The organism is Asticcacaulis sp. (assembly GCF_047605585.1).
Classification (GTDB): Bacteria; Pseudomonadota; Alphaproteobacteria; order Caulobacterales; family Caulobacteraceae; genus Asticcacaulis.
Genome location: NZ_JASGFK010000011.1, coordinates 1 through 25,590, shown reverse-complemented (window position 1 = coordinate 25,590; position 25,590 = coordinate 1). Strand labels below are relative to the sequence as shown.

18 protein-coding genes and 1 tRNA gene are annotated in these 25,590 nt (G+C 57.7%); 13 read left to right on the top strand and 6 right to left on the bottom strand.

Going from position 1 to position 25,590, the window contains the following annotated elements; genetic code table 11:
- Positions 1–161 precede the first annotated feature (161 nt).
- Positions 162–2,336 (bottom strand): TonB-dependent receptor, encoded by a 2,175-nt coding sequence (locus QM647_RS17930; protein ID WP_414996923.1) that lies wholly within the window; start codon positions 2,334–2,336, stop codon positions 162–164.
- Positions 2,337–2,534: 198 nt separating this feature from the next.
- Here QM647_RS17930 and QM647_RS17925 point away from each other — a divergent pair, with 198 nt between their 5' ends.
- The 7 genes from QM647_RS17925 (at position 2,535) to QM647_RS17895 (ending at position 11,048) form a co-directional block, all read left to right on the top strand.
- Positions 2,535–3,587, top strand: coding sequence for a LacI family DNA-binding transcriptional regulator (locus tag QM647_RS17925; protein WP_414996922.1), 1,053 nt, complete (start codon positions 2,535–2,537; stop codon positions 3,585–3,587).
- A gap of 665 nt (positions 3,588–4,252) precedes the next feature.
- Positions 4,253–4,711: a hypothetical protein gene (locus QM647_RS17920; protein ID WP_414996921.1), complete on the top strand. Its 459-nt coding sequence runs from the start codon at positions 4,253–4,255 to the stop codon at positions 4,709–4,711.
- Between the two features lie 162 nt (positions 4,712–4,873).
- Positions 4,874–5,827 (top strand): LysR family transcriptional regulator, encoded by a 954-nt coding sequence (locus QM647_RS17915; RefSeq protein ID WP_414996920.1) that lies wholly within the window; start codon positions 4,874–4,876, stop codon positions 5,825–5,827.
- A 240-nt stretch (positions 5,828–6,067) separates the two neighbouring features.
- Entirely contained in the window at positions 6,068–7,300 is a 1,233-nt protein-coding gene (locus QM647_RS17910) for a TonB-dependent receptor (RefSeq protein ID WP_414996919.1), read from the top strand.
- Positions 7,267–8,214, top strand: a complete 948-nt coding sequence (locus QM647_RS17905; protein WP_414996969.1) for a TonB-dependent receptor domain-containing protein — start codon at positions 7,267–7,269, stop codon at positions 8,212–8,214. Before QM647_RS17910 ends, QM647_RS17905 begins: the two co-directional genes overlap by 34 nt.
- 118 nt (positions 8,215–8,332) lie before the next feature.
- Positions 8,333–10,084 carry a hypothetical protein gene (locus QM647_RS17900; RefSeq protein ID WP_414996918.1) on the top strand — a complete coding sequence of 584 codons (1,752 nt, stop codon included), beginning with the start codon at positions 8,333–8,335 and terminating at the stop codon, positions 10,082–10,084.
- Between the two features lie 139 nt (positions 10,085–10,223).
- A complete protein-coding gene (locus QM647_RS17895) occupies positions 10,224–11,048 on the top strand; it encodes an SDR family NAD(P)-dependent oxidoreductase (RefSeq protein ID WP_414996917.1) in 825 nt (274 codons plus the stop codon).
- Between the two features lie 211 nt (positions 11,049–11,259).
- On the opposite strand, the gene QM647_RS17890 is transcribed toward QM647_RS17895, so the two are convergent.
- Positions 11,260–12,003 carry an IclR family transcriptional regulator gene (locus tag QM647_RS17890; RefSeq protein WP_414996916.1) on the bottom strand — a complete coding sequence of 248 codons (744 nt, stop codon included), beginning with the start codon at positions 12,001–12,003 and terminating at the stop codon, positions 11,260–11,262.
- 48 nt (positions 12,004–12,051) lie between these two features.
- Positions 12,052–13,062, bottom strand: coding sequence for a zinc-binding alcohol dehydrogenase family protein (locus QM647_RS17885; protein WP_414996915.1), 1,011 nt, complete (start codon positions 13,060–13,062; stop codon positions 12,052–12,054).
- 127 nt (positions 13,063–13,189) lie between these two features.
- On the opposite strand from QM647_RS17885, the gene QM647_RS17880 reads away from it, so the two are divergent.
- From QM647_RS17880 to QM647_RS17860, 5 genes are all read left to right on the top strand, one after another.
- Positions 13,190–15,274 (top strand): alpha-L-fucosidase, encoded by a 2,085-nt coding sequence (locus QM647_RS17880; RefSeq protein ID WP_414996914.1) that lies wholly within the window; start codon positions 13,190–13,192, stop codon positions 15,272–15,274.
- Between the two features lie 311 nt (positions 15,275–15,585).
- On the top strand, positions 15,586–16,854 hold the full coding sequence (locus QM647_RS17875; RefSeq protein ID WP_414996913.1) for a diguanylate cyclase: 1,269 nt from the start codon (positions 15,586–15,588) through the stop codon (positions 16,852–16,854).
- A gap of 440 nt (positions 16,855–17,294) precedes the next feature.
- On the top strand, positions 17,295–17,495 hold the full coding sequence (locus QM647_RS17870; RefSeq protein ID WP_414996912.1) for a DUF3649 domain-containing protein: 201 nt from the start codon (positions 17,295–17,297) through the stop codon (positions 17,493–17,495).
- A gap of 20 nt (positions 17,496–17,515) precedes the next feature.
- Positions 17,516–19,069, top strand: coding sequence for a PepSY-associated TM helix domain-containing protein (locus QM647_RS17865; RefSeq protein ID WP_414996911.1), 1,554 nt, complete (start codon positions 17,516–17,518; stop codon positions 19,067–19,069).
- A 17-nt stretch (positions 19,070–19,086) separates the two neighbouring features.
- Positions 19,087–19,398, top strand: a complete 312-nt coding sequence (locus QM647_RS17860) for a DUF3325 domain-containing protein (protein ID WP_414996910.1) — start codon at positions 19,087–19,089, stop codon at positions 19,396–19,398.
- A 104-nt stretch (positions 19,399–19,502) separates the two neighbouring features.
- Here the strand turns inward: QM647_RS17860 and QM647_RS17855 are convergent, their stop codons facing one another.
- Entirely contained in the window at positions 19,503–21,644 is a 2,142-nt protein-coding gene (locus QM647_RS17855) for a TonB-dependent siderophore receptor (RefSeq protein WP_414996909.1), read from the bottom strand.
- 433 nt (positions 21,645–22,077) lie between these two features.
- On the opposite strand from QM647_RS17855, the gene QM647_RS17850 reads away from it, so the two are divergent.
- The gene (locus tag QM647_RS17850) at positions 22,078–24,135 is read left to right on the top strand and encodes a TonB-dependent receptor plug domain-containing protein (RefSeq protein WP_414996908.1); all 2,058 of its coding nucleotides are present in this window, start codon (positions 22,078–22,080) and stop codon (positions 24,133–24,135) included.
- A 164-nt stretch (positions 24,136–24,299) separates the two neighbouring features.
- Here the strand turns inward: QM647_RS17850 and QM647_RS17845 are convergent, their stop codons facing one another.
- Together QM647_RS17845 and QM647_RS17840 are read right to left on the bottom strand one after the other, a co-directional pair.
- Positions 24,300–25,103, bottom strand: coding sequence for a ferredoxin--NADP reductase (locus QM647_RS17845; protein ID WP_414996907.1), 804 nt, complete (start codon positions 25,101–25,103; stop codon positions 24,300–24,302).
- 174 nt (positions 25,104–25,277) lie between these two features.
- Positions 25,278–25,354, bottom strand: a tRNA-Met gene (locus tag QM647_RS17840).
- Positions 25,355–25,590: the final 236 nt, after the last annotated feature.

Genomic DNA, 25,590 nt, shown 5'->3' with positions numbered 1-25,590 from the left:
GTCTCCTCAGTTTGATATTTTGATTAGGCATGGACGGCCCGCCGACCGAAAAGAATTACGAAAAATGAAGCATGGCTCCCTCATGGAGAACCACGCTTCAGTCGGAGGAATCCAAGCCCAAAGACCTGAATGCCTGTGCCGCAGGGAAGCGACATCTCAGCCTAGTATTGCACCATCAGCGACACGCCATAGGTACGCGGATCGGACAGTTCCAGAGCCGCAAACGGGATCGGTGGCGCGAGGGTGAACAGCTTTTGCGCCTTGTCCTCGATATTGCGGACATAGGCCCGGATGCTGACCTTATCGCCCGGCAGGGTATAGACGAAGGTCGCGTCCGTACGCGTGAAGCTGTCCTGGTGGTCATATTCACTGTCGTCGATCGAGGTGTCGTAAGCCCCCGACCAGCGCATATCGACCCGGGCACTCAGCGCACCGCGCGGCAGATCGAAGCGGTGCTCGTAGCCGATCAGACCCGACCACTTCGGCGAATTGGGCGGCGCCCCGGTGATGTCGAGGTAATCGTGCGTGATCACCCCGGCGCTGCATGTGCCATTGTCATACTGGAAGCGCCCATTGGCATGCAGATAGGCGGCTGTGGCATAGAAGCGGTCGTGACGGGTCGGCGCCGCGTTGACCTCGGCCTCGCCGCCGTAGTTCTTCAGGTTGGCAGCGTTGATTGTCTGCTGGCTGTAACCGTTGGAATCCGAACAGTCGGGGGCATTCACCCGTGCCTGGTAGCCGTCATAGATATAGTTGTAGGCGCTGAGATTGAGGTGAACCTTGTTGTCAAAGAAGCGCGTCTTCAGGCCGGCCTCATAGGCAGTGATTTCTTCCGGATCGTAGCTTGACCCGTTTGGATTAACGCCGCCCGCCTTGAAGCCCGTGCTGACCTGGCCATAAATCATGGTGGCGGCAGACAGATCGTATTGTGCACCACCCTTGTAGGTCGAACGGCTATAGGCATTGGTATTGACCGACACGGCTGTTCGCTCAGTCTCGCTGGTATAATAACCGAAAGCCGTTGCTTTCAGATCGTGGGTATAACGCGCGCCACCCGTCAGACGAAAGCGATCGGTGACAGGTACAGTGACCTGACCGAAAGCGGCGTAAGAGCGCGAACTGTAACGAATGGCCTGATTGGCCGGCAGACTGACGGCCGCGTGCACGAAATCCAGACTTTCTTCCGGGAAGGGATTGCGGTGATCATCGGCGCTGTAGGCATACAGGCCCGTCACCCAGGTGATCCGGCTGGTCGGGCTGGAGGCCAGCCGCGCTTCCAGCGAGCGTGCATCCTCGCTTGTTTCCTGCGCCGAGGCGCCGAAAGGCAGCAGCGCCGTGTCGGCATACTGATAGGTATGCGAAAATGCCGGCAGAACGGTCAGAGTGGCGAAATCGAAATTATAGTCGATCTGCGCGTTGACCTGCGAGAACTTCACGTCCTGAACACCATGCGGCATAACCGTCGCACTGGCCGACAGCGGCGGGAAATAGGGATTGCCGTTCGTGCCATCATAAGCCGGGTAAGTGGTGTTGTATGGATCGCTGGTATTGAGTGGCGCCGGCACGGTTGAGGCCGGATTGCCGGTTTCTCGCGAATAGAGGCCAGAAACAGTGACTGTAAGCCGATCCGTGGCCCACGCCTTAACCTTGGCACGCGCGGCATAGCCATCGGCCGATCCACCCCCATTGCTGTAATAACCGTCATGCTGATTACCGACCACGGCAAGACGCGCCGCCACCTTATCGCTGAGCGGTACGTTGACGGCTGTCTCTATACGTTTGGAGTCATAATTGCCGACGTCGACATTCACATACCCCGAGACAGCCCCCAGGGTTGGGTCATTGGTAATGATGTTGACCGATCCGGCATTGGAATTGCGGCCGTAGAGCGTGCCTTGAGGGCCTCGCAGGACTTCCACACGGTTGACATCGAGCGAACTGGCCAGCGGAATGATCGCCTGCTGCTCGTAGACGCCATCGATATTGAGGTTGACGGCCGGATCGCCGCCTTCCTGCGCATCGCCGGTAGAGCCAATGCCGCGAATGAAGACCGCCTGCCCCTTGGTGCTGTTCTGGACCACAACCGCCGGGGTTTGGGCCAGGATATCACCGACTGAATTCAATCCCTTCTTTCGTGCGTCATTTCCGGAGATGGCCGTAATGGCGATGGGCGTACGCTCGATTTTGGTGGAGCGTCGTTCAGCCGTCACGATGACCTCCTGGACACCAGTCGTATCCGTTGCGGCGGTTGCCTGCCCCTCTGCTGTCTGGGCATGAGCGGCCGTCGCCAGCACCAGCGTCAATGCTGTGCCAGCCAGTATCTTACACTTCTCCATCCTGTATCCCTTTCCCTCGATTTCCTGCTTTGTATCATTTTTATGGGGCACTTCGCGTACCCTCAGCTTTGTTCGCGCTGGCAGGCTAATTCAATTGCATCCGAATGCAATACGGAATATGCAGGGCTGCCATTGATAATATTCATAGCTGATATCGCAATATTATGCGTTAGATCTGGGGCGAAGCGAGAGACTGAAATGGCAGATACAAAGGAAACGTCCATCGCCAACCGCGGCAGACCGGCAACAGCCTATGATGTGGCACGCCTGGCCGGAGTGTCACAATCGGCTGTGTCGCGTACGTTCACAGTCGGTGCCAGTGTCTCGGAAGGCACACGCCTCAAGGTTCTGGAAGCGGCGCAGAAGCTTAAATACCGCCCAAGCCACATGGCCAGTTCGCTGAAAACGCGCCGTTCCTATATTGTCGGCCTGGCGGTGACCCACCTCGACAACCAGTTCTATCCACCCATCATCGAAAAACTGTCAGAGGCCCTGCGCCAGGCCGGCTACCGTATTCTGCTATTCGTCACCCACGGCGACATCAACTTCGACCCAGCCCTGGACGAATTGTTGCGCTATCGGGTCGATGCCCTGATTCTGGCCTCGACCAGCCTGTCATCGGCCCTCGCCCAGGATTGCCGCGATGCCGGGGTGCCAGTGGTTATGGTCAATAATGTCGACCCCGAAAGCGCCATAGCCAGCGTAGCCGGCGATAATTACAAGGGCGGCGAAACCATCGCCGCCTTTCTGCACGCCGGCGGCCATCAGCGCTATGGCTACATATCCGGTGTCGAAAGCAGCTCGACCTCACGCGAACGCGAAGCGGGCTTCAACAGTTTCTTTGCCAGCCAGGGACTGCCGCCACCGGTCAGGGCCATCAGCAATTACCGACCGGAAAGCGGCATGACCGCCGCCCGCCATTTGCTGGCATCTCCAACCCCGCCGGATGCCCTCTTTTGCGTCAATGACCAGATGGCCATCGCCGCGATGGAGGTAGCGCGTCACGAGTTCGGCCTGGAGGTCGGCCGTGACATATCCATCGTAGGCTTCGATAATACAGCCATGTCGGCCTGGCCGAGCTTCTCGCTGACAACCTATTCACAACCGGCGGATCAATTGGTGGCCAGCACCATGACCCTGCTGGAAGCCGTAATGGAACGCACAGACGCCCCTATTGAACATGTAATCGTCCCGGGGCAGCTTATTGTCAGAACCTCTGCGCGCCTGCCGAACGGTTTCAGCCCTGCCTGACCGCAGACTTAGCCGCGAGCGCCATCTTGACCGAACGTTTTCGGGCTGCCCGCGATCAACACGGCGTAAAGAGATAATCAGTGGACATGTCTCAAATAGAACTCAGGCTTGTGACGCACCTTAAGGCCGCTGGCATGGGTTTACGGCTCGACAAGGTCGCGCGCCGTTTGTTTAAGAGTCTGGATATCGCCATATCTCCGCGTGTGGCTGACGGGAACAGCATCCTTTTCACCATCACCGCACCTATCCGCCTACCCTTGCGGACGGCGGGCGTACTTGTTCACCTGGAACTTCCAGGGTCTTCGGCCGATCTGAACCAGCAGATTTTCGGCAACCACATAAGGATCAGGCGCCTGACAGGCCTGCCTTCGGGTGTACCAAAGGTCCTCGTTTTCGTACATAATCGGGTAGCCGATGCAGAGCCCATCCTCAGCCTGGCCCAATCTGCTCTCCTCTAAATGAACTACATTCCGTCAGGGCGGTCGCTCTGTCCGCTATCGGACGACCATAGAATTAGCGTATTCAACCCTGACGATATAAACCGTCAGGTAGAATCGTGACACCGTTATGCTGGACGGCTCACCAAGCAGATGAGCCGTCCAGCCAGAGATCCGGGCACCGGGCAAGCAGAGAGGAAGCGCTCCGGACCCTGTGTAGGATTTACCATGGTTGACGCGTATCGTTTCAAATTCTTCTGCGATCCCGATAAGCGCATGATGATCGTACGGCCTATCGGCAACATGCCAGGCGCCGTGTTCGTCGAGAAACTGCATGAGGCCTATATGTCGGTCGACAAACCCTGGACCTACATGCGCTTGAAAGACTTTCGTCGCTATGAGGGCGTGCTATCGAACAGCGATATCGCGACCATGTCCGCGAACTGGGCGGCACTGACCGGCGACAAGGACTACGAGACCTTTGTCGCTATCGTCAGCCACGACCACTATGTCCAGCAACGCATGCCACACGTCTCCGCGCAGTTCCCGCACGAGACCATTTGTCTGTTTACCGGTTTTCATGAGGCCATGGGATGGCTTCGCGCCGATGATAAGACTGCCTACCTCAAATCGATCGATCCTCTGGCGCCGCCACGCCGCGACGATGGACGTATCGTGGTACGCTAGTTCTGCTCTTAGAGCCCATCAGTGCACTGGGATTATCTTTGCCTGGTCGGGTAGCTATACCGAGCAGATCGGAAGTCCCGCGAAGCAACTCTGGCAGACAGATTGACAAGGATTGCATTCGAATGCAAATCTCGTCAATCCCTATCGATTGGGATCATTGCAGTGGGAACAACGGTTGTGCGGTTTTCAAACCTGGACTTGAATCTCTTAGTGGCGCTGAACGTCTTGATCGAAGAGAAGAAGGTCTCCAGATCCGCTGACCGTCTCTTTGTCACCCCGTCCGCAATGAGCGGGATGCTGGAACGCCTGCGTGAGTTTTTTGACGACGATCTGCTCGTCCAGCGCGGTCGCGTCATGGAACTGACACCTCGGGCCGAGTCCCTGAAACAGCCCGTTCATCAGGTTCTGGCCTATGTGAAGGAGTCTATCATGATGGCGCCTCTCTTCGAGCCAAAAGCCTGCGAACGATCTTTTACCATAATGGCCTCAGACTATATCCTGAGTACCTTTTTGACTCAGAAGTTAGCGGTCCTGGCGTCATTGGCGCCCAAGATGACTTTCAGCCTGCAACGCCCAGTGGACCCTCCTGGCAGCGCCATCGAAAGTGGCGAGGCCGATCTGCTGATTACACTGGAGAACGCCGCCTCTGCGAAGCACCCAACGCGGATTGCCTTCAGGGACCATTTCGTCGCGCTGGTCTCCTCCACCCAAGCCTTTGCCAACGACATACTGGACATGGAAAGCTATCTTGCCCTGGGCCACGTCGTCCCCAGTTTCGGTCGTGTTCATCCCTTGGGCATTGAAGAAGCGATGATGCGCGACCTGGATATTTCCCGGCGCATTGAGATTCTGGCCCCCAGCGTGATGTCTGTCCCTTCCCTGATCGTGGGCACTAACCGCATATCCACCATACAGGCCCGTGTTGCCCATACGGTAGAAGCGTTTCTGCCGCTGAAAGCCATGCGCTTGCCTTTCGAGCTCCCCGAAATCGTCGAGGTTATCCAGTGGCACAGCGCCCGCAGCAATGATCAGGCACTCATGTGGGTCATTGACCAACTCAGTTGCCCGCCCGAACCCGTGACGATGCCCCTCCCTGCCCTTTGTGAGCAGGACTAGCGGAAGGGCTACCGATAGCAGGTATTGAAAAAAACGGCACATAACAGCGCCCTGCATGCCATTGTGCATTCGAATGCAATAAGCTTAAATATCGGCTGATAAAGCTGGAACGGCCATGCACGTATGTGGCCGCAGGGAGGAAATTTTGCGGCCATTTCATCCGCGCCATTTCCTTGAAAACACTTTTGCCGGCCTGCCCCAGGCCGGCCAAGTAAACGATAGAAAAAGAGGAAAACGTAAATGAAGCTGTCCCCTACTCGCAAGCCAGCGCTCCTGGCGGCATCGATGCTTTTACCCGGTATGTTTCTGTTGCCTGCCCTGGCTCAGGCACAAAGCGACGCCTCGACCGGTATCGATGGCACTGTCGTGGTCGTGACCGCCCAGAAGCGCAGCCAGTCCATTCAGAAGACTCCGATCTCCATTGCGGCACTCTCTGGCGACACGCTGTCGAAATCCGGCATCACCGATCTGAACCAGGCCGTGGTCTCGGTGCCATCTGTTCAGGTCCAGAATACCAATATGGGGGCCACCTTCTACATTCGCGGCATCGGATCGCGCGGTACTGGCGGCGCCTCTCCCGTTTCTGTGCACCAGGATGGCATCTATCAGGAGCAGCAGGATGTCACCAGCGCCACCATGGCGGATGTGAAGCGCATTGAAGTCCTGCGCGGGCCGCAAGGCACACTCTACGGCCGTAATGCCAATGGCGGTACGATCAACATCATCACCAACGATCCCAGTCTTGCCGGTATGAGTGCCGATGCAAAACTTGGATTCGGTAATTATAACAGCCGCATGGGTGAGCTCAGTGTCAACCTGCCCCTGTCTGACACGCTCGCCCTGCGCCTCACAGGTGCAGCGACGAAGCACGATGGATATCTGACGAATGGTCTGAGCGATCGCGACGACTCTGTCGCGCGCGCCAAACTGCTCTGGAAGCCGAACGCGGACTTCAGGCTCCTGCTGACCGTGCAGAACACCAGCACCAACAGCAATGGACCTGGCGACGTTCTGATTTCAGACAGCGTATCGAACCCCTGGTACGCAGATGCAACCAATGTCTTCACCAGCGTATTTACGGGCGACCCTCTGTTCTGCTCGCCGAATTGTCAGCCTTATTATCATTTGAACGATACCCAATACGGCTTGCAGGCCGATTACGATCTGGGCTTTGCCGTTTTGACAGCGACCGCCGGTCACGAGACCTTCAAGCGAAACTACCTGCAGGTTTCGGCCGGCGGCCTTGAAGGGGATAATCGGGCCTTCGAGCAATCCAGCTACGAAGTCCGCCTGGCCAGCCAGGCCTCCAGTGCCTTGCAGTGGGTTGTAGGCCTTTATGCCCTGGATCAGGATTCGGATGAGCTGAAGCTCATCTATCATATCGATACGGCCACCGGCTATCCGAAAACACAGCGAAATCGAAGGCCGCATTTGGCCAGATCACCTGGCCTGTCACCGATCGTCTGCGCGTGACCGGCGGGCTTCGCTATACCGAGGATGAAATCGCCGCCCGCGTGGACGACGGATCTGTCGACGGTACAACCGGTACCGACGTCGTCCTGACGGCAGGAACGCTGCAAACGGGCAAGTATGACAAACTGACTTACAAGCTTGGCGGCGAATATGATGTGTCGAAGCAGTCCATGCTTTATGCCTCCTATTCTACCGGCTTTCGTTCGGGTGGCGTCGACTCGAATGGCGGCGCCTACGGTCCCGAAACGGTCAATGCCTATGAAATCGGCAGCAAGAACCAGTTCTTCTCTAACCGCCTGCTGATCAACGCCGATGCCTTTTATTACCTCTACAGCGACTACCAGCTTAGCTACGGCATCCAGATCGACGGCGCCGCAGTCGATACACTGGTCGTGGCGAATGTTCCTGGCACGTCGAAGGTCTGGGGCGCCGAAGTCGAGGGCCGATACCTGATTACGCCTGCGGACAAGTTTGATTTCGCGGTGAGCTACGAAGGCAGCAAGTTCGCCGACGTAACCCTGGCGACATCTTGCGGCGGCGGCAGTTGCACCTATACCGATCTCGGCGGCAACACCCTGCCGCGCATGCCGCTATGGACCGTCAACGGCGGTTATGAGCATGTGTTCACCCTCTCGGGCGGCTCAAACGTGACAGCGCATCTCGATGGCGAGTACAAGTCTACGTACCAGGCCGACATCATTCCCTTTGACGGTTCGCGCCAGAAAGCCTCGACGATCTGGAACGCACGCCTCACCTATGCACCCGCCAAGGCCAATTACAGCATCAGCGCCTACGTCAACAATCTGACAGACCGCGCCGTGTTGCAGATGGCGCATACGGCCGGCCCGGTCAACCGCTACGGCATTCTGAATGACCCCCGCACCTATGGGGTTATCCTGCAAGCTCACTTCTAGAGCGCTTACGATCTGATCGTATCAGATCAGCGCACCACTTCTTTGCTTTAACGCACTTTTCGAAAGGACATCACACTTTTCGAAAAGTGCTCTAACCCATAGCCGGGAAAGTCCAACAATGTCGCTTAAACCTCGCCTGCTCCTTCATGTATCCGTCTGCACACTTCTCGGCCTGCTGGCTGTCGCCTCTACAGCAGGCGCTGAGGTTCAGGCAAATACCGCCCTTCCCAAGCTCGCCGTAACCAGCGCGCAGATAGTCTCGGAGCGCACGGCCCTTTCCAGTCTGGTCGTGACCGCGGACGGCGCCCTCAAGGCGCCGGAAGGTAAAAGCCTGACCCTGACCGTGAATGGCATAGGGACCGGAATCGCACCCGGTACCTATACCGGCGAAGTCGTACTGACGCCGACCGAAAACATCGTGGTCAGTCCAATGCTTGGCGGCACACCCTACTCGCTGCGCGCCGGTCTTTATATCGATGGCGGTTTTGTGCACAGCAAATCTGTGCCGTCGGTGCTGGGCAATGCGAATATTACAGATACAGGCGCAAGCAACCTGAAGCTCACCTCGAACGACCCCACGTTCACCGGCGTCATTATCACCGGAAAATCGACCTATCAGCTTAAAGATCCGGTGATCGCCCTGAGCGGGAACGGCGGGGACGATTCCATCGGCTATGGCGCGGCTATCGCTATCGGAGGCGATGCCCATGTCGTCCTGGATCGCCCGCGCATCACCACCCATGGCGTGATACGGACGGCGATCTTCGTCGATGGCAATGCCGATGTCACCGTCAACAATGCCGAGATCGAAACCTTTGGAGGCACCCTTCCCCCCGATTACAAGTTTTCGATCCTGCCGGGTGAGATGATGGAGGTGCCGTACGGGTTAGGACTTTCAGGCAATACGCGGTCAACCAATGTCCAGGGCAAGGCTGTCGTGCGTTACAACAACAGCCATATCAAATCCCACGGCTGGGGGGTACTGGCGACCGACGGCGAGGGACCGACCCAACTCATTGTCAAAAACAGCCGTATCGAGACGGTGGATAGCGGCTACGGCGCCTATGCCAACGGCCTTGCCCACGATGTCTTCGATCATGTGAGCTTCAACGTCAACGACTATGGCGTCGTGATCGGCGGCCCTGGTTCGGCGACCTTCACCAATCGCACCGTCGTCCAATCCGGCAAGATCGGGGTGATGATGCACCAGGGCACAGGCGGCGGCACCCTGACCATAGAAGGGGGTTCGGTTTTCAAAACCAAGTCCACCTCGATTGAGGTCAAGGGCAGAGGGACCACGATTATCGTCGACAATGCCAGGCTGTTGCCGGGCAATGGCGTTCTGCTTCAGACCATGGAAAATGACGACCCGATCATGAAGGACATGATGCGCGCGGGCCCACCGCCAGGGGCGTCCCCGCCGCCAGGTCAGCAAGGCCCTGTTTACAGCAAGGATGTCGTAGCCACCTTCAGGAACACGACACTGAACGGCGATATTGCCCATGCCATGCCTGGTCAGAGCCTGACGCTCACCCTCCAGAACACCCGGCTTTCCGGTGTCATCTCAACCGCACTGGCCCAACCCGCCAGCGGACAGGCGCCCGATCGTGCGACCTATCGCGAAGTCGGGAATGTCATCAATACCTTCGAGAAATCCGCCGACAAGCGGCCGCTTGCGGTGGCCATCGATGCGCGCTCGGTCTGGACGGTGCCTTCGACAAGCTACCTGACCCAATTGGATATTCAGGCGGGCGGGCAGATCAAGGCAGCCGGAGGACGGCACATTCAGTTGTCTGTGAACGGTACGGCCACGCCTATCGCCCCCGGTCACTATGAGGGTGATATCGTTCTTAACGTGACGGAAAACTGAGCATGAGATATCCAATCGCACAGCCGAAAAAGAAAGCCAGGTCCGTATTCTCCCTGTTTGGCGGGGCCGTCATGCCACTGGTCGTCGCGGCATCGCTCGCTTACGCACCTGCCGGCGCGCAAAGCCCGTGGGTAAAATGATGCCGGATAATGTGAGGGCGCAGCACCGCGAAGCTATTTCCACCGCCCCTGCCTTTGCGCCGGGTTACGGTCGTCTGCTCGGCAAGGTGGCCGTGGTTACCGGCATCGCCCATGGCATCGGCCAGGGCATTGCCCTGATGTATGCCCGTCAGGGCGCAAAGGTCGTGGGCTGCGACATCGATGCCGAAGGCGCGGCCGCCACCGCCGCCATTGCTGCCGCCGAAGGCTGGTCCATCGAGGCCATGACCTGCGACCTGATGACCGAGCCCGGGGCGCAGGCCCTGATCGATCGCGCCGTGGAGCGCCATGGCGGGTTCGATATCCTGGTCAATGCCGCCGCCGTCGGCATCTTCAAATGGCTGGACGACATGACCTATGCCGACTGGCGCACCACCATGGTTGGCGAACTCGATATCGTCTTTCTGGCGATCAAGGCCGCCTGGCCGCACCTGAAAACACGCGGCGGCGGCTCGATCATCAATTTCGCCTCGGCCAATGCCTATCACGCTCTGGAACAGTCCGGAGCCCTCGCCCACTGTGCCGGCAAGGGCGGCGTCCTCGCCATGACCCGGCAACTGGCCATGGAAGGCGGCGCGCACAATATCCGCGCCAACACCATCTCGCCGGCCCTGATCAGGACCAAGGCGACCGAGGAGCCGCTGAAGAACCCTGTCTTTGTTGAGAATGTGCTGGCCAAGGGCATGATCAAACGCCTGGGCACGCCCGAAGATGCGGCCTGGCTGGCCACATTCCTTGCCTCAGATGAATCGACCTGGATCACCGGCGCCGATTTCAACCTCGATGGCGGCGCAACCGCCTGGTAAGGCTTCGAGCACGAGAGCGGCCTGTTGAGCTGGTGACAGCCCTGGACCGTCGTCTTCTCATACAGTGTAGATCAGTTGCTTTCATCTTCACCCGGATCGAAGCCCCTCCCTTTGACAAGTGGCGCATGCAGGGACTTGACCCACTGGACATCTACACAGCTCAAACAGAAAGATAGCAGACCGTGCTCAACGATTTAAACTGTAGCGCCCTCTAATCCGCGCCTCCGGTCATTTCGGCCGAGATACTCTGCGCCGCTTTCAACAGTTCGGCACAAGCCTGATCCAGTCCCACATCCTGGGAACCGTCGATCAGCCTGACGAACGGCACAGTCACAGCGGCGACGATCTTACCGCCCAGACCAAAGACCGGGCAACTGATGTCGGTGACCCCCAGGGTCCTTGTGCTCTTCATCTGCGCGAAGCCGCGCGTCCGGATTTTGGCGAACTCGCCGGCCAGCTCCGGAAGACTGTCAGTGTCCCCGGCAAATGCCAGCAGGACATGGCCCGAGCAGGTTGTGTCAAGGGCTATGTCCGCTCCCAGTCGAACGGCCAATCCCGTAGGTCCCGGATTTTCAGCCCGGAACATGACAAGACCACGTTCGCCATTGCGCACCACCAGATGACAGGATTGCTCGATCCGGACGCACAGATCCCGCAGGATCGGCGCCGCGATGACGGTCAGTTCTTCACCGCCTGTGGCACGAAAAGCCAGCTCCAATACTTTCGGCGTAACGCGATATTTATCGCCCGCGCCTTTTCGCAGCCAGCCCCTTTGCTCCATCACCATGACAACGCGAAAAATCTCGCTGAGCGACAGGCCCAGACGCGCCGCGATCTCGCTCACGGTCAGGCCGGACGGCGTATCCGCCAGGATTTCCAGGACGTTGAAACCCTTTTCAAGGGCCGGTGCGGAATATGATCCTGTCCTGGGTCGAGGCGCATCGGATTTTGGCATGGCATTCATACCTCTTGCTATGGCGAAGCGCCCGCGTTTTCAAGCCCTTCAAAAATAGCCGACCGCCTTCAGCACACGGGCACGATCGGCCTTGAAGCCGGACATGGCCTGAGGCGCATCGATAAGAGGAAACCTGTGGGTCAACAGCGCCTCGGCCGGAATCCGGCCCGTACGCAGATAGTCGATGACCTTCTGGAAATCCTCATTGGTCGCGTTACGGCTGCCGATGAGCTGCATTTCGCGCTTATGGAATTCCGGGTCCTCGAAGGTCACCCCTCCCTTCACCACACTGATCAGGACATATTTGCCGCCATGCGCGACATAGCCGAAACCCGCTTCGATGGCCCGCGCGCTACCGGTCGCATCAAAGACGATGTCGTAAAATTCCCCGTCGGTCTGCGCGGCCAGCCATTGCGCCACTTCGGGCCCGGCGACCGCCGTCCGCTCAAAACCGAGGCGCTGAGAAACATAGGCTACGCGTTCATCCTGAGTGTCGATCAGACTGACATCGGCGCCCGCGAAGCGCGCGAACAGAGCCGCCGCGATGCCAATGGGGCCACCTCCCACGACCAGGACACGCTCACCAGGCACGACAGCAGCGCGGCGCACGGCATGGGCGCCTATCGACAGGAATTCCACCATGGCCGCCTGATCGGGTGTGAGGCCGTCCGCACGGATAATCATATGCTCCGGTACGCACAGATATTCGGTCATCCCTCCATCCGTATGAACCCCCAGCACCTGAATATTCACACAGCAATTCGGCTTGCCCTTGCGACAGGCAATGCACCCGCCACAGGCCCGGTAGGGGTTGATAGTGACCAAGGCGCCCAGAGGCAATTGACTCTCCGGACCGACCTCGGCCACCTCGCCCGCCAATTCGTGCCCCATGACAATGGGATAGGACAGGAAAGGCTGATTGCCATCGAATGTATGGAAATCCGTGCCGCAGAGTCCGACCCGATTTATCCGAACCAGAACCTCTCCCTCGCCGCGCTGCGGCTTGGGGCGCTCACGCACAGCCAGGAAAGAAGGCGCGTCGCAGACTATGGCCTTCATTACAAACCTCACTTGTATAATTTTACATATGGCACTAATTACCATATATAGAAGTTAATACAATCGTCGTCCGGACATGAAAAGTGACCGGCGATATGGAACCCGTCCCCAGGGAGGACTATCCATTATGAATTTCATCACGCGCAGGCAGATGCTGTGGGGTACGACGGCCGCGACCGTGGCGACCGCGACCGGCGCCCTGTCTCCCGCATCTGCGCGGCAGGCCTTGGCGCCTTACGGCGCTCTCCCCTCGCCGCGTCAGCTGGCATGGCATCGCAAAGACATTCACGGTTTTGTACATTTCACCGTCAATACCTTCACCGACAAGGAATGGGGGTATGGCGACGAACCCACATCGGTGTTCAACCCCACCGACTTCAGTGCGGCGCAGATTGTGGACGCAGGCAAGTCCGCGGGGATGACCGGTCTGGTCCTTACGGCCAAGCATCATGATGGTTTTTGCCTGTGGCCGAGCGCCTATACCGAGCATTCCATCAAGAACAGCCCGTACAAGGGTGGCAAAGGCGATATAGTGGCGGAAATGGCCCAGGCCTGCGCAGCGGCCGGGCTTGAATTCGGGGTCTATCTTTCACCCTGGGATCGTAATCACGCCGAATACGGCCGTCCGGCCTATGTCGAGTACTACCACAACCAACTGAACGAACTGACCACCCAATACGGCAAGCTGTTCGAAGTGTGGTTCGACGGCGCCAATGGCGGTGACGGCTACTATGGCGGCGCGAGAGAGACGCGCAGGATCGACGGCCAAACCTATTATCAATGGGATACGGTCCGGGAAATCGTCCGGAAAAACCAGCCGGAAGCGGTAATGTTCGCCGATGCGCATATGGATATCCGCTGGGTCGGCAATGAAAACGGCGTCGCCGGCGATCCATGCTGGCCGACGGTCGATAGCCGGCCCTATACGCGCGAAATCGGCAATCACGGTATCCGGGGCGGCGACATCTGGAACCCGGCCGAAACCAATACCTCGATCCGGCCAGGCTGGTTCTGGCATGCCGACGAAACGCCCCGCTCACCCGCCAATCTGACCAAGGTCTATTTCGAGTCAGTGGGCCGCGGCACCACCTTGCTGCTCAATCTGGCGCCGGATCGCCGGGGTCGCATTCCGGATGAAGATGTCGCCTCCCTGAAGGGCTGGAAATCCATTCTCGATAAGGGCTTCACCACCAACCTGGCGAGGGGCGCGAAAGCGACGGCGTCTTCAAGCGCCAGTTCCGCCTACACGCCTGCCAATGTTCTGAAAGCCGGCGCCTTCTGGGCCGCCGATGCGTCAGAGACGAACGGCGCCTGGCTCCGCATCGATCTGCCCAGCCCCCAGACCTTCGATATTATCCAGTTCGCAGAAGACCTGCGCTACGGTGTTCGGGTCGATGATTATGCGGTGGACATTTTCAAGGACGGTCAATGGACCGAGATCAGCCGGCATACGTCCGTCGGGTACAAGCGTCTGATCCGTCTCGACGCCCCCGTAACCACCAGCCGTGTCCGCCTCAGGATACTGACGGCGGCCGCCTCGCCGATCATGGGTAATTTTGGTCTGTTCCGCCTCCCGGCCGTGGTTGAGGAGCCCCTTATCTCGCGTGATGCCCAGGGCGTTGTGAGTCTGAAGGCCGTGCCCGACGATCTGCAGATTTACTTTACGGTTGACGGCACAACACCGTCTTTAACCAGCCCCTTATACGCAGCACCCATAGCTCTGCCAGACGGCGGCACGGTAAAGGCCATTGCCGTCAGCCCGCACACCGGCGCCACCAGCGCGGCCACGACCGTCAGTTTCGATCTTGCGCCGGTCGGCTGGCGTATTGTCTCGGCAAGTGTCGACGAGCCCGGCAAGCTGTTGACCGGCGGGACGGTCAAAGGCCAGGCCGGACAGGCGGTCGAACTGGTGATCGACCTGGGTGCAGACTACGGGCTCAAGGGCTTCACCCTGAAACCGCCGTCGCCTCCCAACCACCCCACCCCCGATCTTGGCGCCCCGGCGGGCTTTATCGCGTCGGTAAGTGTGGACGGTCAGGTCTGGAAACCGGCGCTTACGGGGGAGTTCTCCAACATCGCCGCCAATCGCGCCATTCAACAGCTTCACTTCGCGGAGACCATCAATGGACGCTACTTCAAGCTGGTATTGCCTCGGGCCGTACTGGACCGCCCCGTTGTCGCCTTCGATGGCATTGGAGTAATTACACGCTGAGTGACCACCACAAGACACATGTCCGATGCACAAGCCGTTTGCTTCAGTTATAAAGCGGCCTGATTATTGCCCAATAACGCCGCCCCACTCCCGAAATTGCGTTCGCGACCGCAGGGTGTTTCCATATACGGACATTTGCCTCAGTTTCACTTTTAGCCCGAAACAGTGCAGGCGAGTTGGTTTTTCTGAGGTCAACTGTTTGTATATGAAATTCTGCTACCATACCGACTATATGTCGCGTGTTGGAGGAACGATTGCTTAAATTCATTCGGGGAAAATCTCTACGATATTGGGTCGCCCTGGGCATGTTTATGGCACTCGCCCCGTTGACCGTTTCCGCGATCGGCGGCTTCATATTGCTCAATCTGGGCGTCATCCACCCCTTCAGCGACGTCGCATATCGTCAGCGTCATGAAATTCTGCCAGTCCAGAATTTGCGGGTCCTGATCCTTGAAACCGATCCTTCAATCGATGACTATGTCGAACGTAGAGACTATCGATCGCTCGACACCTATCGCGCCCAAAGAAAAACGATCGAACGCGAATTTTCCAGTGTGAGCGAGGCGCTAAAGGACGAGCCAGCCCTGCTCCCCTTATTGACGCGGGCGCAGGCAAACTGGGCGAGCGCCGATCAATACGCGAACAGCCTTATTGCGGAGGCGGCGCCTATCGCAACGCCTGAAGAACTGAAGCTCCAACGCCAGTTTCAGGACGAAATTACGGCGGCCAACGATAAGTTGACGACCATTCACGAACGCCTAGCCACAGATCTTAACGATGACCACGATACGGCCGTTCGCGCTTATGATCATGCGATCTGGATCGCGGGCATTGCAGCGGTATTGGCGCTCCAGATGGTGTTTGCCGGCGTCTATTTAATTGGCCGTGTTATGGCCAGCAGCGTCGATCGACTTGTTGCAGGCGCCTCCCGTTTCGCCGAGGGCGATCGCAATCACCGGATCGAAATTGCAATACCGCCCGAACTCCAACGCGTCGCCGAAGAATTCAATCGGATGATCGGCCGCATCCACGACTCGGAACAGGCTTTGTCGACGCTGGCACACGAGGATAGCCTGACAAAACTCGGCAACCGCCGCGCCTTTGACGAAGCCATGGTTGAGGTGAGCGCGCGCCAGAAGCGTTTCGGTGAACAAACCGCACTCCTGGCGGTGGATATAGATCACTTCAAGCGCGTCAACGATACCTATGGCCACGCAGTCGGGGATCAGGCCATTTCAGTAATTGCGGATACCATGAGGCGCAACGTGCGTCCCTTCGACAAGGTCTTCCGGATCGGTGGGGAAGAGTTCGTGGCAATCCTGCCAGGAACGGATTCGTTTGGCGCTGTAGATGTTGCGGAGCGTCTACGGGAGGTCATCGCCTCAACTTGTTTCGATACGGGCAGCGGCAATTTGAGCTTAACCGTTAGCATCGGTGTAGCGACGACCCGGCAAACGACCGAGCCGATCGCCCTGTTGGAGGCAGCCGATGCAGCTCTGTATAAAGCCAAGGAAACTGGCCGCAACCGCGTCACCGTCAGCAATTACAATGGCCACGACACCCTCAACCAGGTCGGTTGAGCGCCCCAATCCGGACAAGGTCGCGGGGTGGTAAATCATGCCCCAAAGCAGACGGAGGCGGCCACTTCAGAATGGCTCATGATCAAGCCTGGCCGCGACAGAATCCAGCCGAGATTTTGATACTTGAAACCGAAGAAGCCACCTATCTGCCAAGAGACAGCATAGGGCCAAGCTTGTGATTTCAAAGTATAAATATACCAATCAAAACCGAATTTGCGATTGACTCGCAAATGGGTGCGAGCTATAGAATTTGCAAATCGTTCGCAAATTATACAGCCTGCGCCGAGCGCGGCTTCGACACAAACCGGGCCTTTAAATTGCTCTCCATATCTCATTCACTGCGCGTGCCACCTCGGCTCGCTGCTCGCCTCTCTGTTGCTGTTCGAACCGTATGCGCCGCCGCAGGCGGTTATATTCTCGCGGCGCTATGGGCGTCAGCGATGTCGGCAGGACTCCCCCGCCTGCCAGGCATTGCACCCGTCGGTGCCGTATTGACCGGCATGCTGTCATCCTTCGCCATCTGTACCTGCGTCATCATGTGGGTATTCGCCGCCCGAACACTTAAACAGATGGCCATCGGCCTGCTGATCCCGACTGCCATTTTGGGCGCCACCCTCTGGCTGCTGCTGGTGACGCAATGAAGGGCGCTTTTCGACAAAGCATGGCCTGGCTCCATACCTGGACCGGTCTGCTGGTCGGCTGGTTTCTGTTCGTGATATTCCTGAGCGGCACCACGGCCTATTTCCAGTCCGAAATCACGCGCTGGATGACGCCCGAATTATCAGGGCAAGTGACGTCGCAGGTGGCGGCACAAAACGCCGTCAATTGGCTGAGCGCGCACAAAAAAGATGCGGTGGCCTGGGACATATCCCTGCCGGACAAGCGCGGCGGCCCCGTCACGGTGTATTGGACCTCCAGGCCCGAACCGGGCAAGGAAGCCAAACGCAATTACCGTGAGGACCGCGCCACCCTTGATCCAGCTTCAGGCGAGGTTGTCACAGCGCGTGATACCAAAGGCGGTTTCTTCCTCTATCGCTTTCACTTCGACCTGCACTACATGCCGGTTATGTGGGCGCGCTGGATCGTCGGTTTCTGCGCCATGATGCTGCTGACCGCTTGCCTCACAGGCATTGTGACGCACAAGAAAATTTTCGCCGACTTCTTCATGCTGCGTTTCGGGAAAGGCCAGCGGTCGTGGCTCGACGCGCATAATGTTTCTGCGGTGATGGGCCTGCCCTTCATTCTGATGATCACCTATACCGGCCTCGTTACTCTGGCTTCGCTCTATATGCCCTGGCCGATCAAGGCCAGCGGCCTGAACCGCGAAAGCTATTATGCGGAGTTGTACCCCCAGGCGCCAGTGCATGAACCGGTCGGGCGCCCGCCCCCCCTCACAAATCTCGCCACCGTCTTTGAAGCCACGCGCAATCGCTGGAACAGCGACAACATTTCCTATCTCAGCATCAATAATCCAGGCGACGAGGCGGCCACCATAACGGCCACGAGTGCGGCGCAAGACCGGATAGATACCCGTGGCGCCAGGATACAGCTGGACGGCGTGACGGGGCAGGTCCTCTGGAACACGGCGTCGCGTGGCGCCGAAGCCAGGACGGAAGGTGTGATGATCGGTCTGCATGCCGGGCGTTATGCCGGCCCCATGCTGCGCTGGCTTTATTTCATCAGCGGTGTGGGCGGTACAATGATGGTCGCCACGGGGCTGATACTCTGGACAAGCAAACGTCGCTTAAAATTGCCCGATCCTGAACGCCCTCACTTCGGCTTTCGGCTGGTCGAAAAACTCAATATTGGCTTTATCACAGGCTTCCCTGCCGGTATCGCCACCTACTTCCTGGCCAATCGCCTCCTGCCTCTCGATCTGGCAAAGCGCGCCGACTGGGAAGTGCACAGCCTGTTCATTGCCTGGGGCGCCGTGCTGGTATGGGCCGTGGCGCGCCCTTCAAAACGGGGCTGGATTGAAGGATTGAGCCTGTGTGCCGGACTTTACGCCCTCGTTCCGATCGTCAATGCGGCCACGACATCGCGCGGGCTGATCGATAGCATGATGGCTGGAGACTGGCTGTTCGTGAGCTTCGATAGCGTGATGTGGCTGACCGCGGCCCTCTTCGCCCTTGCCGCCAGAAAGACGGCGCTTCACAAACCGATGGTCAAGGCCCGCAAGAAGCCCCTACCTGTTACAAGCCCCGAAACCATTTAAATCCGGAGCGCTCCCTAATGATTTCCGATACTGCATCCGGGCATGGCTTCGTGTTCCTATGCTGCCTGACAGCCTTCGGGCTGCTGCTGGCCGCCATGGGACGTCACCAGGCTGACTGGTTTGGCGCCAAACTGCCGCACCGCCTCACGCTGACGCTGCGAGGGGCAGGTTTTACAATGCTGTTTGTGGCCTGGCTGATTGCCGGCTTAGTCCTCGGATTTGGTTATGGGACGATCGTCTGGTGCGGCTGGATGACAATAGCGGCGCTCATACTGATAGCCGCGAACATCAATCGCGACATCCTGCTGAAATGGGTGAAGCGTCGGTAGCCGGCCAAACCTCGGTCGCCAACGCCCAAGTCATCGATCTGCACATAAAAATGGCGGGAGCTCGCTCCCGCCATTTCCATTCTGCCTTGTCGACACTGTCGCGATCAGAACTCGGTCTTGATCGAGAATGCAACTGTGCGCGGAATGCCCAGCGAATAGGTCGTTGCCCAGTAGTTCACGTCCGTGAGGTTCGAAACGTTCAGGTTAAAGCTCGTCATATGATGAGCGATCTCAGTCCGGTAGCGCAGCCCCATGTCATAGATGGTTGAACTGTCAATCTTCTGCAGGTTGGCGCTGTCCTTGTACATGCTGCCGGTATAGTAGGCGCCACCGGTGACGGTCAGGCCCGGAACCTGCGGGAAGCTGTACTCGGCATATAGCTTGGCCAGATTGCCGGCCACACCCGTCGGCTGCTTGCCTTCCAGAGCGGCATTGGTGGCCTTCTCGATATTCAGATCGAGAACGGAACCGCCCGCGATCAGGGTCAGGTTCTGCGTGACCTTGCCGGTGATGGTGAATTCCACGCCCTGGTGGACTTCCACACCGTCCTGATTGATCGTGGTTCTGCCGTCGGAGCCCACTTCCTGATAGGAATTGGCCTTTTCAATGCGATAAAGCGCACCCGTCAGCAGGACGGCGTCAGACCAGGCATACTTGCTGCCGACTTCATACTGCTTACTGATATAGGGATCGAGGATCTGGCCCGGATTGGTATAGAGCGTGGCGTCATTCGGAACCGTAGTCCCCTTCTCTAACCCTTCCATATAGGTGGCATAGGTCGTGAGCTTAGGTGTTGGCTTATAGATGACCGAGATATTGGGCGTAACCACCGATTTGTCGTAGCTTGAACTCAAAGTGCCGGTCGAGCTGTAGTTCTTGGTCTCGATGTGGGTGCCGTTGAAACCGATCAGGGCGCTCCACCGGTCATTGAAGGTGATATCATCGCCGACAATAATATTGGTGTTGGTCGAATAGCTGGCCTTGTATTTCGCGCCCCAATCGGTGTTGTTCAGGGCCTCGGGCATGGCCCAGCTCATCAGATCGTCAGGATCGGTATAGGCCGGCGAATTGGAGGCGCTGACAGAGCTCTTGACGTGATTGTCGACCTCCAGCACGTCGGTGGAGACCCCGGTTGTCAGGCGGTGCTGGATGCTGCCTGTGCTGAAGACGCTGTCGAGGTACACATAGGCGCCCTGGGCGATATTGTAGGACGGTGCGCTACGCGACGGCCAACCGTTTACATAGCCGGAATCAGCAAAGTAGGCCGGATAGATGTTGATCGATTCCTGCTCATCGCGCTTGTAGATATAGGCGCTGCGCAGGCTGAACACGTCGTTGAGCTTCCAGGTGCCGTTGACACCGATGCGATCGGTCTTGATCTGCAGATAGGTCCAGTCCGGCGTATAGGTCTTGCTGTTGTCGAGCGGTTCGATCCAGTAGCTCAGAGCGCCATAGCTGCTGTTGGCATAGGCATAGAAGCGCGAGTCGATACCGTCGATCCGGTTGAAAATATGGGCGGCTTCCACCTGGAGCTTAAGATCGCTGGTGACGTTCCAATCCAGGGCGCCGCTGACCAGATCACGCTCAACGCTTTGCCCCTTCTTCGTTGTGTCACCATTCTGACTGGAAAGGTTGAGACGATAGGCAAATTTGCCATCCTCGTCGATCTTGTTGCCCAGATCGAGATGCGCGAAATACTGCCCGCCCCCATAGTTGCCGACAGTGACATTGGTCAGCTGATGATAGGTCGGCCGCTTGAGCACGTAATTGGTGACCCCGCCCGGATTGCCGACACCATACATGAAGCCTGACAGGCCGTTCATGACCTCAACGCGCTCAAGTTCTTCCATGGCGATACTGGTCGAGGTCGAAGACAGGCGCAAGCCATCCATCACGCCGCTTTGGGTATGGAAACCGCGAATGGCCGCATAGGGCGTACCGTAAACAGTCGAAGGCGCCGAATTCTGGACGATCGGATTCATTTTGTAGATCTGATCCATATTACCTGCCACGACGTTTTCGATCAGGTCGCTTGTCGTGACATTGATGGAATAGGGTGTGTCCTGGAGAGACTTTGCGCCCCAGGGACCGGTGCTTGGCGCTTTGGATTTTTCGACTTTCTTGCCGTTGACCGTGACGACCTGGTTGCCGTCGTTGTCATAGGTGGCGGCATCGTCCGCCCATGCAGCGGATACCGCAAAGACACTCACGAGTCCGGTAACGGCGAGGAGACTAAGCTTTTTCATATTAACCCCAGAATAATTGAGAATAAGTCGCATTAACGACGGTCTGGGTAGTTTTATGACGAAAGAAAGTCAACCATCTAATTTAAAAACTTAGCAGGCGCGATAAATTGCCACAGAGCCCTCCTCACCACACGGGTGATTACAGGCACTGCATATTTTATATTTAAATCAAATCATTAGGCAGAATTCGGATTTGCCTCACAATGTCGGCCCTTGGGCCACCGCGACAGACAGAGCTAAAGCTACCCTCGCGTTAGCGGTATCGAAATGCCACTTATTTTGCCCCTGGATTTAAAATTTATACCGGCTTGCAATCCGGGCAAATAATGCTATTGCGAATTATTCTCAATACGAATTGATCGCACTCGGCGGTCAATTTCGCCCCTTGCAGAGCCGCCTGTCTGCGCCCCCCAACCTCGTGAAAGTGCTCCCCATGAAGTCAATTTGGATGCTGGCGACCAGCCTTATGGCGCAGGATGCGCCTGTCCCGTTCATAGATGGGATAGTAGAACACGATCGGGAGGTTCATCAGGGCAAGGGTGCTGCCTGGGATGCCTCCAGGCCCGTTTTTCCCGCCAGTTTTTTCGAGGCCTACCACCCGCAGACAGCGCTGGATATGCTCGACCGTACGCCGGGCTTTGTCCTGAACGAAGGGGCCAGCGTGCGTGGCTTTGGCGGCGCCGCCAGCAATGTTCTGGTCGATGGTCAGCGCCCGACCGTCAAGGCGGGTGGTATTACGGAAGTCCTGCATCGTATTTCCGCCCGGCAAGTGGAGCGTATTGAAATCCTGCGGGGCGGCGCCGAGGCCGCTCAGGCGCAGGGCCAGACCCTGGTGGCCAATGTCATACTTAAGGTGGACGCACCCTCCACAGGCAATTGGTCAGTAACCCTGGCCCATACTGATGGCGGGCGTATTTCGCCCAGCGCCAAGATGAACCTGGCCCGTCGCTACGGTGCCTGGCAGACGAATATGGAGATGGCCGTCGATAACACGAGCTATCCGCTGACCGGTATCTATCACCTCTATGATGCCGACGGCGCCCTCACCCGGACCTGGGATGAAACCCTGCGCGGAAGTGCACCGGCCCTGACCCTGGCCGGCAGCGCCGCACGAACCTGGTCCAGCGGCACCCTGACTCTTAATGCGCGCGCCAATGATGATCGTTACAGCTCCTGGCGGCGACAATCCGGCCGTGATGCCGCCGGCAACGCCTTCGGCAACACATATGCTTATGAGGAAGCCAGCAAGAGTCTGGAACTTGGCGCCGACTGGACGGGTGCACCGCGCGATGGCTGGGTCCAGAAGGTTGTCGGCCTGGTCCGCATGGAAGACAATGCCGAGAATCAGGACTATGCGGAGACCGGATATCAGTCGCGCTCCCGGCTGACACAGAAGCCGCTGGAAGGCGTGGCGCGCCTGACCCGAAGTCGAGAAGATCAAACGCGCTGGCGAACGGAATTCGGAGTTGAAGTGGCCTATAACCGCCTCGACAGCGCGCTTGATTATGCCGAGGACACCGGCAACGGGCTCACCCCTGTCACCCTGACAGGGGCGGACACGAGCGTATCGGAACTGCGCGGCGAAGCGTTCGCCAATGCAAGCTACAAACTCTCACCTCGCATACGGCTGGAAGCCGGTCTTGCCGTCGAGGCATCGCAAATCAAGGTGACGGGTGACGTACGCAATGAACAAGGCCTGATCTATATCAAACCGTCAGTTGGCATCGTCTGGACAATTTCCGCCCGAACCCAGGCACAGTTTACGGTCAGACGCAGTGTCGATCAGCTCGATTTTGACGCTTTCGCGGCATCGGTCGATTCCGCTGACAACCGCGCGTTGGGCGGCAATGCGCAACTCAGGCCGACGAGGACCACCGAAGCCAGGATGAGGTTCGACCATAGTTGGGGCAAGGGCCGCGCTCTGGCCGTCCAGGTATGGCATGAAAGCTATGAGGGCGTACTGGATTATATCCTTCTGCCAGAGGGCGATCAGGCCCTGGGAGATGCTGGCGATGGCAAGCTATGGGGGGCCAATCTTCAGGTCACGCTTCCTATCGCTCGTCTTGTGCAGGGCGGCCTGCTGAAACTGGATGCGACAGTTCGTGACAGCGCCTACCGCGATCCCTTGACCGGGCTCGATCGCGACTTAAGCGACATTACCAAGCACGCATGGACGCTCGAATTCCGGCAGGATCTTCACAGGCTGCAAGCCGCCTGGGGGCTGGAATATCAATCGGCCCTGCACAGTCGCAGCTGGTACGTGGACGAGGAAGTCGATGATCGTGATCAATCCGTCTGGACAGCATATATAGAGACCACCCGTTTCAAGGGGCTGAAATCCACTCTGACAATTGAGGCGCTGAACGGCGAGCGTGGTGACAGACGCCGCACCTTCTACGTAACGGATCGCTCCGGCGCTGTGTCCGGGCACCAGGATCGCACTCAAACTCAGGACGCACGTATCTCGCTCACTATATCCAGGTCATTTTGACGGCGCCAATTCTCGGATGTGCCTGGTACGGATCTCTGTATGCGATGCAAAAGCAGGGCTTAGATTCGAAGGGGAGGCCTTTGAAAGAACTGACATGGCAAGTTGCCCGGATCGCGTAGCAGCGTCTCCACTTTCTGTCGCAGAGCCAATCCGTCGCTTACCCGTTATTCAGCCGCTACCGATCGCGCAGGTACATGCTGATCCGCAAAAGCTTTCTCGACAACATATTGACCGGCCTTGGCATTCGAACCTTCCTCGAAACCCAGATCATCCAGCATCGCCGAAAGATCGCGCAACATCGCCGTGCTGCCGCAGATCATAACACGGTCATGCATCGCGTTCAGTCTTGGTAACCCAAGCTCCTCAAAAAACGCATCCGAAACCAGGATGTCCGTGATACGCCCCTGCCTTTCAAACGCCTCGCGCGTTACCGTCGGGCAATAGGTCAGCTGCGCCTTCGCCAGTTCTCCAATATATTCGTCCTCGACAATCCCCGAGGTTAGAAAATCGCGATAGGCCAATTCGCCGATGTGGCGCACGCCATGAACGAGTACAACACGCTCAAAGCGCTCATAGGCATCCGGCTCTCGCACCAAGCCCATGAACGCGGCCAGCCCTGTTCCCGTAGCCAGGAGGTATAAGGTCCGCCCTGGTTCCAGGTTATCGAGAAGCAGGGTGCCGGTCGGCTTGGCGCCGATCAGGACCTCATCACCGGGCTGTACATGTTGCAGGCGTGAGGTCAACGGGCCATCCGGGACGACAATCGACAAGAATTCGAGTTCCTCGCCATATGCCGGCGAGGCTATGGAATAGGCCCTGAGCAAGGGCCGGCCATCCACCTCCAGACCCAACATCGTGAACATACCGCTGTCGAAGCGAAAACCCTGATCACGCGTCGTCGTGAAACTGAAGAGCGATTCTGTCCAACGCTTCACACTGGTGACCATTTGCTTGTAATATTTCGCCACACGGGCCTCCGGGCTCAAGAATTATACCATGCCATATAATGCAAACGATTTTCAGTTGCAATAAAATCGTAACGTTCGGCATTTCTGTAACCGCCTTGTCCGGGTGTTTCGGGTTTCAGAACGCAGAAAAGCCTCCCGAAGGAGGCTTTTAATGCATTGTTTCAGCTGTTGTTTTGGTTGCGGGGGCCAGATTTGAACTGACGACCTTCAGGTTATGAGCCTGACGAGCTACCGGGCTGCTCCACCCCGCGTCACCAAAGGATCGGGCTTTAGAGCTTTGCCCGTTATTTTTACGTTTGTTGATTTTCAGCGCTCAAGCAGCGCAGCGTTAGCGCAACTTAAGAGCCACAAAATCAACGTGGGCTGCTCCTGCCCTACGCCTTCGCCGGGTTTTGAGACCCTGCGGTAAAAGCAAAAACGACCGGCAAGCGCTTTGCCTGACGGTCGTTTTCTGATTTTGTAATGAAGGGTTTTGTTAGTAACGCCT

Bases quoted from the DNA above. Each gene is read 5' to 3' on its own strand.
- QM647_RS17865 (WP_414996911.1), top strand. From the start codon at position 17,516: ATGGCCTGGCTCCATACCTGGACCGGTCTGCTGGTCGGCTGGTTTCTG.
- QM647_RS17910 (WP_414996919.1), top strand. From the start codon at position 6,068: ATGAAGCTGTCCCCTACTCGCAAGCCAGCGCTCCTGGCGGCATCGATG.
- QM647_RS17850 (WP_414996908.1), top strand. From the start codon at position 22,078: ATGAAGTCAATTTGGATGCTGGCGACCAGCCTTATGGCGCAGGATGCG.
- QM647_RS17890 (WP_414996916.1), bottom strand. From the start codon at position 12,003: ATGCCAAAATCCGATGCGCCTCGACCCAGGACAGGATCATATTCCGCA.
- QM647_RS17895 (WP_414996917.1), top strand. From the start codon at position 10,224: ATGCCGGATAATGTGAGGGCGCAGCACCGCGAAGCTATTTCCACCGCC.
- QM647_RS17930 (WP_414996923.1), bottom strand. From the start codon at position 2,336: ATGGAGAAGTGTAAGATACTGGCTGGCACAGCATTGACGCTGGTGCTG.
- QM647_RS17875 (WP_414996913.1), top strand. From the start codon at position 15,586: ATGGCACTCGCCCCGTTGACCGTTTCCGCGATCGGCGGCTTCATATTG.
- QM647_RS17855 (WP_414996909.1), bottom strand. From the start codon at position 21,644: ATGAAAAAGCTTAGTCTCCTCGCCGTTACCGGACTCGTGAGTGTCTTT.
- QM647_RS17925 (WP_414996922.1), top strand. From the start codon at position 2,535: ATGGCAGATACAAAGGAAACGTCCATCGCCAACCGCGGCAGACCGGCA.
- QM647_RS17870 (WP_414996912.1), top strand. From the start codon at position 17,295: ATGTCGGCAGGACTCCCCCGCCTGCCAGGCATTGCACCCGTCGGTGCC.
- QM647_RS17900 (WP_414996918.1), top strand. From the start codon at position 8,333: ATGTCGCTTAAACCTCGCCTGCTCCTTCATGTATCCGTCTGCACACTT.
- QM647_RS17880 (WP_414996914.1), top strand. From the start codon at position 13,190: ATGAATTTCATCACGCGCAGGCAGATGCTGTGGGGTACGACGGCCGCG.
- QM647_RS17885 (WP_414996915.1), bottom strand. From the start codon at position 13,062: ATGAAGGCCATAGTCTGCGACGCGCCTTCTTTCCTGGCTGTGCGTGAG.
- QM647_RS17860 (WP_414996910.1), top strand. From the start codon at position 19,087: ATGATTTCCGATACTGCATCCGGGCATGGCTTCGTGTTCCTATGCTGC.
- QM647_RS17920 (WP_414996921.1), top strand. From the start codon at position 4,253: ATGGTTGACGCGTATCGTTTCAAATTCTTCTGCGATCCCGATAAGCGC.